The 19,329-nt window shown below is 56.5% G+C and carries 11 protein-coding genes; 9 read left to right on the top strand and 2 right to left on the bottom strand.

The features are described from left to right. Positions 1-5: 5 nt before the first annotated feature. The gene (locus BA177_RS03855) at positions 6-2,285 is read right to left on the bottom strand and encodes a TonB-dependent receptor plug domain-containing protein (protein ID WP_082989847.1); all 2,280 of its coding nucleotides are present in this window, start codon (positions 2,283-2,285) and stop codon (positions 6-8) included. 408 nt (positions 2,286-2,693) lie between these two features. Here BA177_RS03855 and BA177_RS03860 point away from each other — a divergent pair, with 408 nt between their 5' ends. From BA177_RS03860 to glcF, 5 genes are all read left to right on the top strand, one after another. Beyond that, positions 2,694-4,241, top strand: coding sequence for a hypothetical protein (locus BA177_RS03860; protein WP_156762691.1), 1,548 nt, complete (start codon positions 2,694-2,696; stop codon positions 4,239-4,241). 98 nt (positions 4,242-4,339) lie between these two features. Beyond that, the gene (locus tag BA177_RS03865) at positions 4,340-5,062 is read left to right on the top strand and encodes an acyltransferase (RefSeq protein ID WP_068613074.1); all 723 of its coding nucleotides are present in this window, start codon (positions 4,340-4,342) and stop codon (positions 5,060-5,062) included. A gap of 34 nt (positions 5,063-5,096) precedes the next feature. Beyond that, complete coding sequence (locus BA177_RS03870; protein WP_068613076.1) at positions 5,097-6,557, top strand: FAD-linked oxidase C-terminal domain-containing protein; 1,461 nt, start codon at positions 5,097-5,099, stop codon at positions 6,555-6,557. After that, positions 6,557-7,615 (top strand): glycolate oxidase subunit GlcE, encoded by a 1,059-nt coding sequence (gene glcE / locus BA177_RS03875; RefSeq protein WP_068613079.1) that lies wholly within the window; start codon positions 6,557-6,559, stop codon positions 7,613-7,615. The genes BA177_RS03870 and glcE overlap by 1 nt, the downstream gene beginning before the upstream one ends. A gap of 11 nt (positions 7,616-7,626) precedes the next feature. Further along, positions 7,627-8,850 carry a glycolate oxidase subunit GlcF gene (gene glcF, locus BA177_RS03880; RefSeq protein WP_068613082.1) on the top strand — a complete coding sequence of 408 codons (1,224 nt, stop codon included), beginning with the start codon at positions 7,627-7,629 and terminating at the stop codon, positions 8,848-8,850. 170 nt (positions 8,851-9,020) lie between these two features. Here glcF and BA177_RS03885 read toward each other — a convergent pair whose 3' ends face one another. Further along, positions 9,021-10,274, bottom strand: coding sequence for an aspartate aminotransferase family protein (locus tag BA177_RS03885; protein WP_197493316.1), 1,254 nt, complete (start codon positions 10,272-10,274; stop codon positions 9,021-9,023). 906 nt (positions 10,275-11,180) lie between these two features. Between BA177_RS03885 and BA177_RS03890 the strand changes: the two genes are divergently transcribed. From BA177_RS03890 to BA177_RS03905, 4 genes are all read left to right on the top strand, one after another. Continuing rightward, positions 11,181-14,012: a TonB-dependent receptor plug domain-containing protein gene (locus tag BA177_RS03890; RefSeq protein ID WP_068613087.1), complete on the top strand. Its 2,832-nt coding sequence runs from the start codon at positions 11,181-11,183 to the stop codon at positions 14,010-14,012. A gap of 132 nt (positions 14,013-14,144) precedes the next feature. Continuing rightward, positions 14,145-15,035, top strand: a complete 891-nt coding sequence (locus tag BA177_RS03895; protein ID WP_068613090.1) for a dihydrodipicolinate synthase family protein — start codon at positions 14,145-14,147, stop codon at positions 15,033-15,035. A gap of 147 nt (positions 15,036-15,182) precedes the next feature. Then, the gene (locus BA177_RS03900; RefSeq protein ID WP_068613093.1) at positions 15,183-18,002 is read left to right on the top strand and encodes a sodium:solute symporter family transporter; all 2,820 of its coding nucleotides are present in this window, start codon (positions 15,183-15,185) and stop codon (positions 18,000-18,002) included. A gap of 202 nt (positions 18,003-18,204) precedes the next feature. Further along, positions 18,205-19,305, top strand: coding sequence for a lactonase family protein (locus BA177_RS03905; RefSeq protein ID WP_068613096.1), 1,101 nt, complete (start codon positions 18,205-18,207; stop codon positions 19,303-19,305). Positions 19,306-19,329 lie beyond the last annotated feature (24 nt).

The raw sequence follows: 19,329 nt of genomic DNA on the forward strand, positions 1-19,329 counted from the left end.
CTCTCCTAGAATCGGCCGCGCAGACCCACAATAGTTTCTGGCCGGTATTCTTGCAGCCGGCTCTCCTGCTGCAACAATATGCCATCAGCTATGTTGCCGGTGTATATCTCGCGTATCCGGCGGCGCGGGTCACCGAAAATCACGCGACCCTGGAGCCACAGAACCAGGTTGTCCATCAAATGTAGCTGGCCGGTTACAAAGGCTCTTGGCTTTCGCAACGATTCTTGTTGCCGAAAATTGATGTCTTGCGTGTAAGTATCAGTATTCCAATCCAGATCCAATGCGTAATTGAAGCGCCAGTCCGGTATGTCATGCCGCCAGCGCAGGGACCATTGCTGCCTTCCAACATTTGCCATTGGTCGCTCTTCACCCGTAAACGGGTCAATGGTTTCCGAGTTCTGGATCTTGTAAATTGCATCCAGAACCGCTGTATCCAAGCCGATCTGATCAAGGCGTAAACTGCTTTTGAACTCGATACCGTAGAGTCGGGCGTCACCGATATTGCCCGGCGCGGATGCGGTTTCACTGATGGCAACCTTATCGATGTGGTCATCGTAATCGTTATAAAAAGCGCGGGCAGCCATCATGCCGCGATCGTCGGTCAATCGACGTTCGTAGGTCATTTGGATAACCCAGGCTTTCTGCGGCTCGAGGTCGGGGTTGCCGGCATCAATCTCCACGTCTTCCCGGTCGAAGGTGGCCACGAAATTGTTGAAATTCAGCTGACTCGTGGAGCGCGCGAGCGAGCTGCGCAGTTGCGACTGTTCGCTGATATCCCAGCGGAGATCGAACCGCGGTTTGACGAACACAAAGGTACGATCATCGTCGACATCAGCTCCAATCTGACTGATATTCGAGTATTCAACATTAATGGCGCTTTCCAGCGCAATGACACTGCTCAGCGGCCAGTAATGTTTGCCAAAAGCTTCGTAGCGGATTTCCTCGACATTCGAATCGGAATTGAAGATGTCTACCGGTACGAGTGTGTCCGTGGCGTCCTGCTCGAACAAGCTGACTGCCTTTTGGAGCGTGTTTTTCGCGACCTCTGCACCAAGTTCAAGGTTTCGACCCTTGTTCAGGGCGCTTCTGAACGATGAGCGAAGTATTGTCTCAGTGGTTTCCTGATCCGTTACGACGAGCGTCTGAGTGTCGGTTGCTTCGGCACTTGTCGACGTCAGCGTCGTGAAGTCTGAAGTTAACGAAGCCGAGTCGGCATAGATAAGGCGTGTCTTTAGCGCGCCCCGGCCAAGCCGCTGTTCGAGATCCCCTCCGATTTCCCACGATTTGCTGTCGGTATCCAACAGCGAGTGCGTGTCTTCAACTTCGGCAGTATTCACATCTGTTGCTGCAATGTTTCTATTGCTTTCAGTCTGCAGGTTCGCGAGTCGGGCATTCACGTTCAGGATGCGTCCGTCGCTGCCGTGCAAGGTGCCAGAGGCGGTATAGATGTGGTCGTGCTGGAGTGCCTGCTCTTCATAATCCCGACGTTCAAACAATTGGCCATCTTCGGGGGAAAGGTAATCTTCAGTGCGGGTGAAGTTCGTCCCTCGGTTGAGCGGTCCACTCTCGGCGCTAAGCAGGTAGTTAAGCGGGCCGATTTCATTGCTGTACGACATTCGACCATCAAACTTCCCGGGCGCATTTTCGAAATAGTCTCCGTAATGAACCTGCCAGGACCCGGAACCGGTAGACCCGCCCTCGATCAATACGATATTGACTATGATGCCCTGGCTTTGGACTTCGAGGCCCGGAGCCGTGCCGCGAATCACTTCGATGCGCGCAACCCGTTCAGCCTTCATCCGTTGTACGACGGAACCAATGTCGGTTGCCTTTCCCGACAACCGTTTGCCGTTAATCAGTATCTGGTCGCCGCCAGAGCCGAAGCCGCGCGCACTGGCACTCGGCGCATTCCCATCTCGCGGTACCAGGGCGGCAGTACCGGGGATCCAGCGCAACATGTCGGCCACGCTATTGACACCGTAAGCGGCAAAGTAGTTCGCATCGTAAATCACGATTGAACTACTGTTATCGGTTTTATCCCCGTTCGGACCCGGGCGGGCATCGTCGAGTGTCTGTTGTTCGATTTGATCCCCGCTTGTGGCGCTCGGAACCGCATGCGCGGCGAGCGGCGAGCAAGCAAACAGCAGGGCGCCGGCCGCGGCTACCATTGGCCGCGTAGCGCGGTCGCAGTTCGTTGATCGGTAAGAATATTGTTCAGTCCGGCGCACCGCACGATCCGGACCATGAAAGGCCAGCCACTTAACTTTAGGATTGGGGCTCATCATGTTTTGCTGAACTCGTCTTCTTCAAGATGCTTAATCGCACGCTATAGCTGCTTGTGCCTGGCGTCGGCAGTGCATTGCGAGACGATGAGGCTTGCTCCGGTTCACTGGGTCGCTCCGGCCGGCTCAGCTTTTCAATGGCCCCGTTACAGCATGTTCCTGTCGCAAAACATTGAACGTTAAAGGTCATGGCTCTGTCAAGGCACTGGTCCACGCAAAGCGGTTAGCTGGCGGAGCAGCAGGCGGATGTGTCAATCACCGTCTGCACGGTGGGTGTATTCCGGGATGGCCTGCCGTGTTCCGTGAGCTTCATGCGACCGGGTTTTTCATATGCGGTGGTTCGCTTGCAGGTGTGTAACGTTAAATATATAGTCGGCTGACCACTGCGATTGGATGCCTTTGGAGCTGCGCATGAGCCACACGGATCGACGTACATTCCTGCAAAAATCACTTGCCGCCGGCGCAGTAGCTGCTTCGGGTGCCTCTTTCAGCAGCTTTGCCAACGCAATGAGGCCGGGCAAACGACTTGAGGTAGCGGCTGTTCGCTTTGGCACAATGGCAGATGTTGGCGAAAACGGTGGCAGTCATCTTGGGCATGTGATCAGCAAGGTTGCCGGCCCCTTGAAAACGACGGTTATGTTGCTGAAGGACGGCGAGCTCCGTACCTGTATCGTGTGCTTTGATGGTGCCTTGCCGCTCAAGTACACGAAAAAGATGATTTCGCGCGAGCTTGGCATGGCGCTGGAAAACATCGTGATATTTACATCGCATAATCACAGTGGCGCGCCAACCGGCGGAACCACGGTGCCGGGCGAAAACTTCTACAATGTGGACCGTAACGATCCAAAATACGATGCACCGCTGACCCCATTCGGTCAGAGAGTGTTTGCGGAGCTAACCGCTTCGGTCCGGCGTTTGCCGGGCATGCTCGAGCCAGTCAGTGTGTGGCATGCCGAAGGAACGGAAGGTCGGATTACCTACAATCGCAAGGGACGTCGCGCTGATGGCTCGACCTATTTCATGCGTGAAGAAGATCGTGTGCTCATTGATAAAGATTTCAATGGCGATATTGACCGCCAGGCGCCTGTCGTAGTTTTCAGAAATGATCGGGACAAGGCCGTCGCCGCGCTTGTGCAATTTACCGGGCACCCGGTTACCAGTTACAAGCCGGAAGACCCCGTTGTCTTCGGTGAATGGCCGCAAATTGCGACGGATATCGTCGCGCGCGAACTGGCCAATGGTGGCGAGCCGGTTCCGGTAGGGTTCTTGCAGGGTTGTTGCGGTGACGTCAACTCCAAGGAGATGTTCACCGGCGGTGTTGAACGTGCAACTGAATTTGGCGAGATGCTTGGCGAGAGCTATGTAAAGGCCCTGCAAGACCTTCGGCTGTCCGAACGCGACGGCATGAGCTTCACGGTTGAATCAGTGCCGGTTCCCTGCGGCCCGTTACCGAGCCTCGGCATTCTCAAAGACGAAATCGCGGAAATGCACGACTTTATCAAGCGTGCCGATGCCGGCAGGGAGGACACGCTTGATTGTGTGGGGCTGAATTTTCCACGCGCGTTATCGCCGAAATACCGCGGCGCTCTGGTGAAATCTATCCTCCCGTGGAGTGAATGGGCGCTGGACCTGCGCAAGACCGGGCGCGCCGACACCGTGCTGAAATCGGTGGACCTGCCGACCCATGTATTCCGTATTGGTGACGTTGGGATTATTGGCATGCAGTGCGAGCCCTTCCAGGGCATCGGTCGCAGGATGCGGGAGCTTTCGCCTACGGCCCTGACCATTCCTTGTGGATACGCGAACGGGTCGCAAGGTTATTTTACGGATTCGGCAAATACCGGCGACCGCGAGTACATGAGCTCCTTCTACCGTTACACTTCGTTTCGGCCGCCCTTCAAGGCACCGGCCGGTGACGTTGTGGCCGATCGCGCCGTACAAATATTAAGACAGTCCTGAGTTTGCACTGACCGGTAGTTTGCCAGTGCGGTCCAGTTGCAGGAATATCGCAGAACAGGCCGCAGGCTCGTGCGTTAGAGTGCAAGCGTTACCGCAAGATGAGACCGCAGAGAGGAGATACTGACATCGAACCAATACAACAAGCTGGTGACTACTACAGCATCGGTGAGAACGCACAGGTGGATGCCGGCGTTGCGCTTGGCTACCGGTATTCCGGTGATCGCGAACCGACCCGTATTGGGGACAATGCGGTCATTCGGTCAGGGTCAACGATCTACGCGGACACGGTTATCGGTAACCGGTTCTCCTGTGGCCACAATGTCCTGATCCGGGCGAATATTAAAATCGGCGATCGCGTTGTTGTGCATCATGGCTCGACACTGGAAGGCTCGCTGGAAATTGGTTCGGGCGTCAAGATCATGGCGCATGTCTATGTGCCCAGTCAGGCGAAAATTGGCAATATGGTTTTCATTGGCCCCGGCGTGACCATTCTGAATGACAAGATGCCGATGCGCAGAAAGGTCGCTCAGCTGTCCGGAGTCATGATCCAGGATCACGTGATGATCGGTGGTCACGTAACGATTTGCCCCGGCGTGACTGTGGGCGCGCGTTCCTTTATCGCCGCCGGTGCGTTGCTGACCAAGGACGTGCCTCCTGACACGCTCGCGTTCGGGACGCCGGCCCAATTCACTGAATTGCCCGAGCAGCTGGCCGGGGGCAATCTGCCTGAACACCTGTTGCCACAGACAGACTTGTTCGGGGCTCAGCAAGACCCGAGCTGGCAGAACGAGGATCCGCGGCTCTGGTCCGGATCTCGCTAGCGAACGTTGAATGTCGCGTTGCGACCGGGTGGACATGAACGCAAGTGCCAAGACCGATGATGGTGGCAAGCTAGCGCTAGCGGCGCGATTTCGCGAGCTCCTGCGGGCCGATCAAATCATCGTGGATGCCGAAAGCAAGCGGCCTTACGAATGCGATGCGTTGCCGGTGTACAAGGCGATGCCACTGCTGGTGCTGGTGCCGGAAACGACGCGGCAGGTCCAGGCCATAGTTCGTTTGTGCTATGAGCTCAAGGTGCCAGTGGTGGCACGCGGAGCAGGAACCGGGCTCAGTGCAGGTGCATTGCCTGACAGCAACGGGGTACTGGTTTCTCTGGCGCGTCTGTCCAGGATAATTGAAGTCGATCCGGACGCCCGGATTGCGCGTGTGCAGCCCGGTGTTCGCAATCTGGCTATCAGCGAAGCGGCCGAAGAGTTCGGCCTCTACTATGCGCCGGATCCGTCATCGCAGATCGCCTGCAGCATCGGCGGCAACATTGCGGAAAACTCAGGCGGGGTTCATTGCCTGAAGTATGGTCTGACGGTGCACAACGTGCTGGGCATGGAAATAGTCACAGCGGAAGGTGAGATCCTGCAGGTGGGCGGGCGCGGCCTCGATACCGCGGGTTACGACCTCAATGCGTTGTTTATCGGCTCGGAAGGGTTGCTGGGCATTGTCACGGAAGTGTGGGTCAAGCTGCTGCCGAAACCCGAACATGCCCGGGTAGTCATGGCGGGATTCGATAGCGTCCTGAATGCGGGCGATGCCGTGAGCGCAGTCATTGCGGCCGGAATCATACCGGCCGGTCTCGAAATGATGGACGGCTTCGCGATCCAGGCGGCGGAAGATTTCGTCAATGCGGGCTATCCGCGGGATGCCCGGGCACTTTTATTGTGCGAGGTGGACGGCAACGAAGACGAAGTTCTCGAGCATGTCGAGCGCATCGAGAGTCTTTTCCGCGAGTTCGGCGCAACGTCCTGCCGCGTGTCACGGGACGACGCAGAAAGAGCGCTGTTCTGGAAAGGCAGGAAGGCCGCCTTTCCGGCCGCCGGGCGCATTTCGCCCGACTACTACTGCATGGACGGCACGATCCCGCGCCGAAAGATCGGCGCCGTGCTGGAAGCAATCCAGCAATTGTCGGAGCAGTACGGTCTGCGGATCTCCAACGTTTTTCACGCGGGTGACGGTAATCTTCATCCGCTCATTCTTTTTGATGCCAGTGTTCCGGGTGAGCTGCACGCTGCGGAAGAGCTCGGAGGCAAGATCCTCGAACTGTGCGTGCAAGTGGGTGGCTCGATTACCGGCGAACATGGGGTTGGAGTCGAGAAGCTCCGCTACATGCTGGCCCAGTTCAATGATGCCGAGCTTGCACAGTTCCATGCCATCAAGGACGCACTCGACCCGGCCGGCATACTGAACCCGGGCAAAGGTATTCCGACCTTGCGCCAGTGCCAGGAATACCGCTCTATCGATGCGTCGGGCGGGGCGAAACGCTAATGGGCGACATCGCTGCCGAACTTGAGGCTACCGTGCGTGCTGCCGCCGCCAGCGGCACAAAACTGTCGATTGTTGCGGGTGGCAGTAAGTCATTTCTCGGCCGGGATGTTGCGGGTGAGTGCCTGGACGTGTCAGGTCACAGCGGCATACTCGACTACCAGCCGGCCGAGCTCGTACTGACTGCGCGCGCCGGAACGACGTTGACCGAGATCGCGCAGTGCCTGGAGGATTGTGGCCAGATGCTCCCGTTCGAGCCTCCGGTATTCGATGGCAAAGCGACTATCGGCGGAACTCTCGCCTGCGATGCGGCAGGTCCGGCAAGGCCGTGGCGGGGTTCGGTTCGCGATGCGACGCTCGGCGTTACATTGATTAACGGCAGGGGCGAGCGGCTCCGCTTTGGTGGCCAGGTCCTGAAGAATGTAGCGGGCTACGACGTCTCGCGGCTGCAGGCCGGGGCGATGGGGACGTTGGGTGTCATGACGGAGGTAACTGTGCGCTTGTTGCCCATACCCGCTGCGACCGCGACCCTGGTCCGCGAAATGGACGCTGCCGCTGCTATCAGGCGAATGAACGAAATGACGCGCACGCCGTTGCCGATTTCCGCCGCGGCGTGGCTGGACGGCAAGCTGTACATGCGGCTCGAAGGTGCGGAACGCGCTGTAGCGGGTGCTCGTGGCAAGATTGAGGCTGATTTTGATTCCGGCGACGAGTCGATATGGCGTCACATTCGGGAACAGTCACTGGAGTTCTTCAAGGGCAGTACTCCGCTTTGGCGTTTCTCCGTGGCATCCAACAGCGGGCACAGAAATGCAGACGAGCCCTGGCTGCTCGATTGGGGTGGCGCACAACGTTGGCTGCGCGGGGAGTTTGACGCGCAGTACCTCGAATCGCTGGCATGTGATCTGGGAGGACAGGTTTCCCTGTACCGTCACGGCGATCGCTCCGGGGAGGTTTTCCACCCGCAGGTGCCGGCAATGCGTAACGTGCAGATGCGCTTGAAGAAAAGCTTTGACCCACACGGCATATTCAATGTGGGCCGTATGTACGACGGCATATAGCAGGGACAGCGGTGCAAACTTCCATTCACGAATCATTCCGCGAGTTGGCCGAAGCTGCCGAAGCCGAGGCGATTTTAAGCTCATGCGTGCATTGCGGTTTCTGCAATGCAACCTGCCCGACGTACCAGCAGTTACACGATGAGCGGGACGGGCCCAGGGGCCGTATCTACCTGATCAAACAGTTTCTTGAGAGCGGAGAGGCGACCGAGAATACGCGGGTCCACCTCGATCGTTGTCTCACGTGCCGGAGCTGCGAGACCACGTGTCCATCCGGTGTGCAGTACGCACGGTTGGCCGATATCGGCCGGGGCATTCTTGAGCGCAAGTTGCCGAGGCCTGTAACAGCGCGCGGAATTCGCTGGTTGCTGAGAAACGTGGTGGCATTTCGGCGACGTTTTGCCATGGCGTTTACAGCGGCCCGAGTCATGAAGCCGTTGTTGCCGTCATTCTTGCGGCGCAAGATTCCCAGTCGAACGCCGCCCGGAGTCTGGCCCGCAGTACGGCATGATCGGGTAATGTTCACGCCCAAAGGTTGTGTGCAGTCCTCAGTCTCACCCAATACCAATGCGGCTGCTGCACGAGTCCTCGACAAGCTTGGCGTCTCGCTCATTGATGAATCGGCATCGGGTTGTTGTGGTGCAGTGAGTTACCACCTTGGGCATCACGATGAGGGCAAAGCCTTTTTCAGGAAGAACATCGATGCCTGGTGGCCGCTGGTTGAATCCGGTGCAGAAGCGCTTGTGCTTACTGCTTCCGGTTGCGGTTCGATGGTTAAGGAATACGGAGAGATACTGAAATCCGACCCCGAATACGCGGAGAAAGCCGCGGTCATTTCCGGGCTCGCCCGGGACCTGAGTGAGGTGGTCCTCGCAGAAGACATCGAGCGTTTGAACGTTGCACCCGATAGCGAGAAAGTTGCCGTCCACTGTCCATGTACCCTGCAACACGCGCAGAAGCTTCCCGATGGAGTCGACCGCATACTGGCCAGAATGGGGTTCAATCTGGCCAGGACCCGGGACAAACACTTGTGTTGCGGATCGGCCGGGACTTATTCGATTCTGCAGCCACAACTGAGCAGGAAGTTGTTGGCGCAAAAGGTTGAGGCTCTGTCGATTGACGCACCGGACAAGATCGTAACCGCCAATGTCGGCTGCCAGCTGGATTTAGGCGCCGCTGCCAGGGTTCCGGTACGTCACTGGGTCGAGATCGTTGACGATGCGTTAGTTGATCGCTGAGAGCGTGCGAATGCGTTCGCTTGCTTGAGGTCGGCTGACCACCTGATCGTCTTGAGTGCAGAATACGGCGTGCGCGCCTGAATGAAAAGCAAACGCCCTGTCAGCCTACCGGGGGAGAGCATGCTGACAGGGCGCTTACGGTTTAACTAATGGTGGTCGTCGGCAGGATTCTAGCCAACAGCATCAAGGCACTTGCCGAATTGCTCAACCATCAACTGGATATCGTCCAGCGTGTGGCTGGCTGAAATCGAACATTGCTTGGTAGCAATAGGGATGAAGTAAATCCCTGCGCTTATCAGTGCCCGTCGCACCGCCACATCCCGTTCGAAGTCATGATTGGTCAGCATGTCGTGAAAGTCACGTGGCGCATGATCCATGAAGTAGAAAGAGAAAGCGGATCCCAGTCGCACAACCGTTCCAACAATATTCCGGGATTCGAATGCCTGTCGAAGTCCGGCTTCAGCCGCACGACCCAGCGTGTCCAGGTGCGCATAAACCTCGCCGCCTCGCGACTTCAGTATTTCGAGTGTTGCGATAGCTGCTGCAACCGCCGCCGGATGCCCGTTGTATGTGCCGGCAACCAATGGTCGCTTGCTTGGATCATCGTCAGCCAGCAGGTCCATGAGTTCCGCCTTGCCGCCGAGCAACGAAATTGGATAGCCGTTCGCGACAGCCTTGCCGTAGGTGACAAGGTCTGGTTTGACGCCGCAAAGCTCGGCATAGCCACCCAGTGCATGGCGAAAGCCGGTCTTCACCTCGTCAAAAATCAGCACAAAACCAAGTTCATCTGCGAGCTCGCGCAAGCCGCTGAGGTAACCCTCCTCGGGGCCTACAATGCCGATGTTCTGCAGAACCGGCTCCGTTATCAAAGCCGCTACCGGGTAGCGCTTGCACACGTAGCGAACTGATTCAAGATCATTGTAGTTGATGACGTGAACATACCGTTGTTCACTAATGACAGTACCTGCCCCAAGCGGTCGGATCGGGTACTCACCGGGACTGACGCGCTCGCCGATTTCAGCAATGGTATTGAAAACATTGCAGGCAAGTTCATCCGAGTTGCCGTTGTAGCCACCCTGCATGACGATGAAATGTTTGCGGCCCGTTGCGGCCCTGCTCAATTTAATGGCCAGTGCTGTTGCTTCACTGCCGGTATTAAGCATCGTCACTTTTTCAACGTGTTTGATGTCGCCACAGACCGATTCCGCCAGTGCGATCTCAAGTTCGTTTGGACCGGAGCCGTACAGACTCGAACGGTTGGCAATGACCGAGGTAACCGCATTGTTCACTTGTGACTCGTTGTGCCCCAGCAAGTGCGGTGCGAACGCGGCATGGAAATCGAGGTATCGGTTCTGCTCCGAATCCCATAGGTAGGCGCCTTCAGCTTTGGAAAAGGCGAGTGACGGACTTACTTGCCTGTTCAACGAGCTGACGCCGCCAGGGATGTATTGCAAGCTTCGTTTATGAATATTAATGACAGTCTCTCTTTAATTTTTCGTGATCATGACCTGTTCGATGATGCAGGGAAGCAACAACCGACATTTGCAGCATTTGACGTTAAATGAAAAGAAAAGTCAATTAGAGCAGGATAGCTGCACGTGATAGTTTTCGGGCTGCATTGCTGCTTGCAAGATTCATCTTTCCCTATCGACCGGACTCGAGAGAAGCAGGCTGCCGATCGCAAGATGGAGCATGGCGGAAATCGGCGGCCATTTCCGATTGCGGGATGACTGTGAGATTCAGCGCGCATCGGTGGTCGCAGTGGCAAAACCCGACCCGAGTACAACGACCACTTGCTGGCTCGGTCGGAGTATCGCGGCCGGCGGGCATAGATGCTGTCCTCGACAAGACTCAATGCAAGTGAATAGAGGTGTCGCCTGAAAGCATTTCGGTGCACCGATGTGTTGCACACGCAGCGTCCGTCGAACCCGGCTTCAGAACATGACGTTGCGGAATTGGAGAGCAGGGGGAAGGGCTGCGTGCGCCATTTTGAAGCAAGCATGATTGCGGCGATGCAAGGGGCCTGCGCCCTTTTCAGGCTTATTCGTTGGCTTGGAAAAACCTGCGCTGAAATCTTGCCCCTATCCGGGGCATGTAATGTTAAAGGTTGACTTTATGAAATGGCGCATATAACGTTAAAGCTTGTGGGGGTTGTAGTCAGGTTACACGAAGTGCGGGCATGCCGCAGCTTTGTTAAGGCAGATAATAAACGGGCCGGCCACTATGCGCGGCTTCGGGGAGGCTAAGTAATTAAGATGCGTGAACTAATTAAAGAAAAACGACTATCGCAGCGCGCGGCGGTAAGTAAGGTTGCCACATTGAAGGTTAGTATGGCAGTTATGTGCGCGGTTTCCTCGGGAGCTCTTGCCATACCGGCTGTGTCACAGGCTCAGCAAGACGACAATGCTGTAGAAGAGATCGTCGTCACGGGTTCACATATTCGCCGGGATACCTTTTCCTCATCATCGCCGATCACTGTTGTGGACTCGGAGTTGATCGGCCAGGTGGGCGAAACGAATCTGGGCGACTTCCTGGAGCGAGTGCCATCCATAACCAGTGGCAGTAATGGTTCCAATACCTCGGGCAACGCAGGTATGTCGACCGGCCTGAATACGGCTTCATTGCGTAACCTGGGCTCGGAAAGAACGCTTGTGCTGGTCAACGGGCGCCGCTTCGTTTCGGGTGTCTCTGCGAGTTCCGGCTACGGTGTGGACCTGAACGCAATTCCGACCGCGATTATCGAGCGTATCGAAGTGCTGACCGGTAACCAGTCAGCCGTGTATGGCTCGGACGCAATGGCCGGTGTCATTAACGTCATTACCAAGACGAATTTTGAAGGCGTGAAGTTACACGCTCAGACCGGTCAGGCGACCGAGGGTGACCGTCAACGCAACGACATTGATATCACGCTGGGTAAAAACTTCGAAGGCGGCGGTAATGTCTGGGTCTCTATGGCCTATTCAGATGCATCCGAAGTCTGGATGCGTGATCGTGACTACGCTCCGTACAGCCTTACGGGAGTAGATACCACCGGAGATGGCCTGCGTGACTCGCTGCAATTCGAGGGTTCATCCTTTATTCCTGAGAGTCGTCTGCTGGGTATGGGCGTCGATATCAAGGGAGACGGATCGCCTTTCGAAGGTTCACGTAATGTGGATACCTCGGATAGGCTGAATTTTCATGACTTCTGGTTGCTGCGTCTTCCCCAGGAAAAGCAGTACGTGTCCGCGGGGCTGAATTTGCCCCTTAGCGAGAAGACGGCCGCCACAGTTCAGATGAATTACTCCCGTATCGAATCGTCAGGACGGTTTGAACCTCTGCCGCTGAACACGGTTACAGAAACGTTCAGGACCACGGCAGGCGGTGCTTCAAACATGGATCTGGCAACTCATCCCTTGTGGGCGGGCAGTTCCGCAGGTGCACAGTTCCTCGCGGCTGGTGCAACGACCCTTGACGACATCTCCAATACATTCCGCCGCGTAAACGAATTCGGCCCACTGGGAAATGACGCATTGCGCACGACCTTCCGCGTTGTTGGTGCAGTGGATCACGATTTTGACAACGGTATGAGGCTGGATGTTTCAGCTGTGTACGGCGTGACTGATTCTGATGTCTTCTTTAACGGTGATATCAATCTCGAGCGCGCAGCAACTGCGTTAAATATTGAGCCCGATGGGTTCGGTGGCTACCAGTGCGTCGATGCTGTTGCTCGTTTGCAGGGATGTGTGCCGTACAACCCATTCAACACGGTTGATAGCGTTGCAGGGGTCGCCGGCGTGACCGGATTTTCAGAAGAAGCTATAAACTACTTGAGCGTCAATTTGTCTTCGCAGGGCAAGATCGAGCAGACAGTTGTCAGCGCGGTACTTTCTGGCGAAATGCCTTTCAGTGTCGGGCAGCAGGACAACATCGGCTTTGCAACGGGTATCGAATACCGGAAAGAAGCTGCTGAAGAAATTCCTGATGGTTTGCGCCAAGCGGGTTTGACCCGTGTTCAGAACCTGCAGGCCACTGGTGGTGAGTTCGACGTTGCCGAGATTTATGGTGAGTTGAACATTCCATTAATGGATAAGCTGATACTTGAAGTGGCCGGTCGTTTTGGCGATTACTCCAGTGTTGGCAATATCAGTAGCTGGAAGGTTGGCCTCGATGCGCCGATCAATGACTCCGTCCGCTTCCGTGCCGCTACCTCATCGGCTATTCGTGCGCCGAATGTCAGTGACCTGTTTGCCGGAGGTACGAACAGTGCCGGTGCCACTGTCGATCCTTGTGACGGGGTAACCAATGCAACGACGGGTAATGTAGCGGAAAATTGCCGTACCCTCGCAGCAATCCAGAACCGGATCGACACGACTGGTGCGTTTACCTTGTCTCAGATCGAATCGCAGATGACCCGGGTACTGTCATCAGGCAATCCGAATGTGCAGGAAGAAACGGCAATGTCGTACTCAGCTGGCGTGATTTTTACGCCCGTGTCTTTGGAAGCTTTCTCGATAGCCGCCGACTTTTATAGCATCGAGATCGAGGACCAGATTGGCCGTCAGAGCAAAGGCCAAATACTGGATGATTGCCACGAGGTGTCACCGACATCGTTTGACCCGACCTGTGGTGGTGTGCTGGTTCGAGACCCTGCCGCGGGCGCAATGCTCGAACTGCAAGTGGGTACCGTCAACAACCCGGAGAAGTCTGAATTTAGCGGCGTCGACCTGGAAACTGCCTACCAGTTCGGTCAGGTAGGACCGGGTGATCTTATGGTATCGCTGGGTGCGAACTTCATCATCCATGCGGGCCGAAAAGACGAGAACCAGAAGGGTCAACTGCTGTATCCGGACTACCGATTCAACCTGAACGTGGATTACAGCATCAAAGATGTCGACCTGTTTGCCACCTGGCGGTATCGCGCGGAGTCCAAAGACCGCGTCAACAACACGGTTAATGCGCCAAACCTGAACACGATGAAGGCCGCATCTTACCTTGATGTCCGTGCCAGCTATCGCGCTACTGATACAGTGCAGGTGTACTTGGGAGCTACCAACCTGTTTGACGCCTCGCCGCAGCTCATGGGCTTCACGCATGCGTCACGCAACACCGCGGGCACCAACGGAACCGTTTACGATGTGATCGGTCGACAGGTGTTTGCGGGCCTGAACGTCGACTTCTGATCGGCTTTAGGGCCGGCGCACCCGGTTGACGTTACACCGTGTTGCGCCAATACTAACGACTGGCCCTGCAATTCATTACGAGTTGCAGGGCCATTTTTTTCGAATCGTTCATTTCATACGAGTATTAGTTCAATGGGCTCAGTCGGTAAACTCAACGGCATCATCGTGGCGCTCATCACGCCTTTTGACAGTAATGGCAAGCTTGCGCCCGAACGCGCGAGAAGATTGATAGAGAGCCATATTGAAACGGGCGTGCAGGGCTTCTACGTTGGTGGTAGTTCTGGCGAGGGCTTTCTGCAATCTGTAGAGGAACGCCGTGAATATCTGCAGTTCGTTGCCGATGTCTGCGCAAACAGGGTTACCTTGATTGCCCAGGTCGGCGCACTATCCTCGCGTGATGCATGGACGCTGGCAGACGATGCCGGCCGGATTGGCTACGACGTCGTGTCGTCTACGCCACCGTTTTACTACGCGTACACCGAACAAGAAGTGCTCGACTACTACCGGGATCTGGCTGAGCGCAGCCCGTTGCCGGTATTGCTGTACAACGCACCGCATACTACGGGCCGGAAATTATCGCTCGATGCGCAAGAAGCGATGCTGAAACTGCCGAACGTCATTGGCTCCAAACATACGGACACCAATCTCTTTACGGCAGAACGTCTAATGCACATTGTGAAAGGCGTTCAGTTCATAAACGGGCCTGACGACATGCTAACCGCCGGTCTGGCGATGGGCATGGTCGGTGGTATTGGTACTACCTACAATTTCATACCGCGCATTTACCTTGACATCTATCGGCATGTGCAGAGTGGCGATTTGGCCAGTGCCCGGGCTTCCCAGTCCATTGCCAATGAGCTCATTGACGAACTGGTTCGTGTGTCCCCGAGTGTTATTCCGGGTACGAAGCTTGCGCTTGACATTCTGGGCTACGACATCGGTCCTGCCCGGAAGCCATTCCAGAAAATCACCGCCGACACGTCACGGTTCGAAAAGCTCTTGCAAGACTGCGATGCATTCTAAAGCCGTCGATCCGACAACGGTTCCAAACGAACAAGGCGTCGACTGCGGTCGACGAATAGTCAGCGTCGCACTGAACATGACTGCCATTCGCTCTCATGTGCTGTGCGGCAAGTTGTATGAATATGCTGTAACTCCAGGGAGTAGCGGATGAGTTTGATCTCGACATCTGATAGTCGCAACGCCGAGCCGGTAATCGTCCGACGAATGCTTGGGGTGTTTGCGACGGCAACTCTGGTTTTCGGATTCCCGCTGCTGGCTTTGGCTGACGATGGCGCCCCCGAATCATTAACGACTATCGGGTTTACCGAGGTCAGTGAACTGGTTTCGACCGGATCAGAAGCAGGTGCGGGAATCGTGGGCGCCTATGTCGGCGTACAGAACGGCGCACTTATTGTCGCCGGTGGAGTGAGCGGAACCAGCACCTCAGGGTCGCAGAGTTCCGGCACGCGGCAGGATTTTCACGACAGGGTCTGGGTCGCTACCCGTGCTGACGGTTCTGACGAGAACGGCGACGGCAAGATTGCGGGCGACGAGCGTCTGCTCAAATGGCACGACACGGGATTGAAGCTGCCGGGCAAGAGGGCCTATGGCGCCTACGCCGGCCATGACTTGGGTCTGATCGCGGTGGGCGGCAGCGACGGCGCTGCCGCACGGAAAGAAGCTTTTCTGATTCGCTGGGATAGCCCGTCGTCAGCCGCGCGCTTGCTCCAACTGCCGGATATGCCCAAAGCAGCCATGAACGGCGGCGCGACCGTACTCGGCAATAGTTTGTATGTTGTGGCCGGCGGCAATGCTGACGCTACGAGCCACGACTTTTTCAGATTCGATCTCAGCCGCATTCAAACGGATGCGTTCGGTGAGCCGGTTGCCGACGGCCATCTTGCGAGCATAAGCGAGCAGCGGGACGAACAGGGACGAGTTGTCAGTCCCTGGGAGCAACTGCCGTCCTTGCCATTACCTGGCAGTCAAACGTCTGGCGACGTGTCGATGACGGTCGCCGCCCAGAATAACGGCATTGGTGACCGGTTGTTCGTAGTCATGCCAAGCTCAACTGCTGCAGGTGCAGGAGGCGGGCAGGCCGGATCAAGTCAGCAGGGTACAGTCTGGTCTTTTGACCCGGGCGCCAGCGCGTGGACCCGGAAGGCCGACATGCCACTGGATGGCAGCGGCGCCGGCGTCAACGGCTTTGTCGGTGGTGCACTTGGGCAGTCCCATATCATCGTCCTTGCTGATGCAATACCCGGAGAAAGCCGCGTGGCCCGTTCCTATAACGCAGTGACCAATACCTGGGCCGATTACGCCGAGGTGTCAACCGGACCGGATTCACAAGAGGCTGCGGGCACTGATTCGCTGGCTCCGCGGTCAGCAGCAACGTTCGTCAATTGGGACGGCGATTTGATGTTACTGGGTAACGGAGTCCGGGCCGGTGTTCCTTTTGAAGGAATCTGGCAGGTAGACGTCAAGAGCCCGCTCTCACATTTCGGCTGGCCGAATATGACTGTGCTGGTCATCTACTTGTTATCGATGGTGCTGATCGGTGTCTATTTCGCGCGCAAGAACAGTGACACGGATGACTATTTCCGGGGCGGCCAGAACATTCCATGGTGGGCGGCCGGTTGTTCAATCTACGCAACCATGCTGAGCTCGCTGACTTACCTCGCGCTGCCGGCACTCGTCTACCAGACAGACTGGCTCTTATATATCGGTATTCTGACCGTGTTGCTGGTGGCGCCGATCATCGTGCACCTCATCATGCCGTTTTTCCGAAACATTGATGCGACCAGTGCCTACGAGTACCTGTCCAAACGCTTCAATATGCCCGTGAGACTGTTTGCCAGTGCGCTGTTCATCTGCTTCCAGGTTGGGCGGATGGGTATCGTAATGGCACTAACCGCGCTTGCGTTGGCGGCCGTCACCCCGCTTGACGCTTGGCAGTCGGTACTGCTGATGGGCGTGCTGTCGATGCTCTACAGTGCAATGGGCGGAATTGAAGCGGTGGTCTGGACAGACACTATCCAGGTATTTGTGCTTACCCTCGGTGCGGTGCTGTGTTTCGTCTTCATCATCAGCGGTATCGATGGCGGCCTGTCGGGTTTCTTCAGTGCCGGCATTGCGGATAATAAGTTCCGGCTGCTCGATCTCGACTTCAGCGCGAGCAGTATCACGTCGCTTTCCATCTGGGTCATTGTTCTGGGCGGCATAGGCCAGAACATGTCCAGCTATTCCGCGGATCAGGCGGTGGTTCAGCGCTACATGACCACCAAGAGCACCAAGGCGGCGGCCGAATCGATCTGGACGAACGCGATCGTTACGGTGCCGGGTGTGTTGATGTTCTTCTTCATTGGTACCGGACTGTATGCCTACTACCAGTCCAATCCTGCGAAGCTGGACCCGAACCTGCAGATTGACCAGATTTTCCCTGCCTTTGTTGGCGCAGAACTTCCCATCGGTATTGCCGGACTGATCGTCGCCGGTATTTTCGCTGCGGCACAATCCACGGTGTCATCTGGGATGAATTCGACGGCGACGGCGTTGGTCACGGATTTCTTGCGGCCGTTCAACGTCTGTCAGGACGATAACAGCTACCTGCGGGCGGCGAGAATTCTGACCGTGGTGATGGGCGTACTCGGCACCGCCGTCGGCTTGTTGTTTATCAGTCCGGAAATTCGCTCGCTGATGGCGGAATACTTCAAAGTGATTGGCATGTTCATGGGCGCATTGGCCGGACTGTTTATTCTTGGAATTACAACACGGCGGGCGACAGGCGCTGGCGCACTCGTCGGCATAGCCTGCGGTGCCGGCATTAATATCGTGGTGTGGCTGATGGAATGGGCCAACGGCTACCTGTTTGCAACCATTGGCATCGCCTGCAGCATTGGAATCGGCTATTTGGCCAGCTTGATGTTGCCTGCTGATAATCAGGATATTGACGGATTGACTATCTACACGGTGCAACGCAATCCGTAATGTACGAGGCGGGTGTTCGCGAACCGTTGCGTCGGTTACGGGCCGGCCGGAGAATGTGCTGATGCGAGCAACGCTGGCGGGTGGAAAGTTTCCGCAATGCTGACGGGACCGAGAGCGACATGTCGTTCGATCGGGTCATGGGGCGTCTGACGGACACTGGCAGTCGAATGCGCTGGCTGTTCGCGAAGCAATCAATGTGCAGATGAAAGCAAGACAGGTGGTAAAAGGCTCGGTCGAGCGGAGCATGCTCGTCTTCTGTGCGTCGTTTCCGAACGGGCGCGGCGGCGCCATTCATGGCTGTCGCCTGGATCCGGACAGCGGGCAGCTTACCGCAGTGCACCACACCTGCGATATTGAGAACCCGTTTTTCCTGGTCTTGTCACCGTCCGGCAATGAGCTTTATTCCGTGCATGCGCCCGGAAAATTTGCCGGGCCGGAACACAGTCAGATAGCGGCCTACAAGCTCGAAGGGCGAGACAGGGTGCCGCGCCTCCTCAAGCGCCAATCAACGCATGGCGCGGGTGCTTGTTACCTCAGCATTTCCGCATCGGGCAAGACGCTGCTGGCTGCGAACTACGCCAGCGGCTCGCTGGCCTCGATCCCCCTTGATGATAACGGTTCACCGAGCGAAGCGGCGTCCGTCATCGGGGTTACTCACGCTGAAAGTGAGCCTGAACCGCAAACGCAGTCACATCCGCATTGCATCGTGACCAGCGCGGATGACCGCTTTGCGATCATCGCGGATCTGGGGCTTGACCTGATTCAGTCGTACCGCTTCGATGCAGTGACTCACAGACTGGCGCCTGCCGGTTCTTCGGGCATCGCCTTGACGACGGGCTCGGGCCCGCGTCACTTGGTGTTTGCACGCGAAGGTGAGTACGGTTACGTAATTAATGAACGGCGTTCAACCATCACCTTGTTCGGCTACGACAAACAGACCGGCGATCTGATCGAGCGGCATAGCTGTTCTACACTCCCTGATGGGTACGATGGAGAGAACGCGGCTGCCGATATCGTGTTAGCCGCCAATGGACGATACATGTATGCCTGTAATCGCGGGCACGACAGTATCGCGGTGTACTGCATAGCTGACGACGGGCTGCCGGACTGCATCGAGATTACCTCGAGCCATGGTCACTTGCCGCAGAGTCTTGCGATATCACCGTGTGGTTCGTTTCTGCTGTGTGCCAATTCAGGCAGCGGCTGCATCGTGGTTTTCCGCATTGACGCTGTGACCGGACAGCTATCCACAACCGGTCAGTCTATCGCGCTACCGTTTCCTTCATGCCTGGCGATCTGCTGACACACGAGACGCCGGGTGCCAAGC

Source organism: Woeseia oceani, assembly GCF_001677435.1.
GTDB classification, from domain to species: Bacteria; Pseudomonadota; Gammaproteobacteria; order Steroidobacterales; family Woeseiaceae; genus Woeseia; species Woeseia oceani.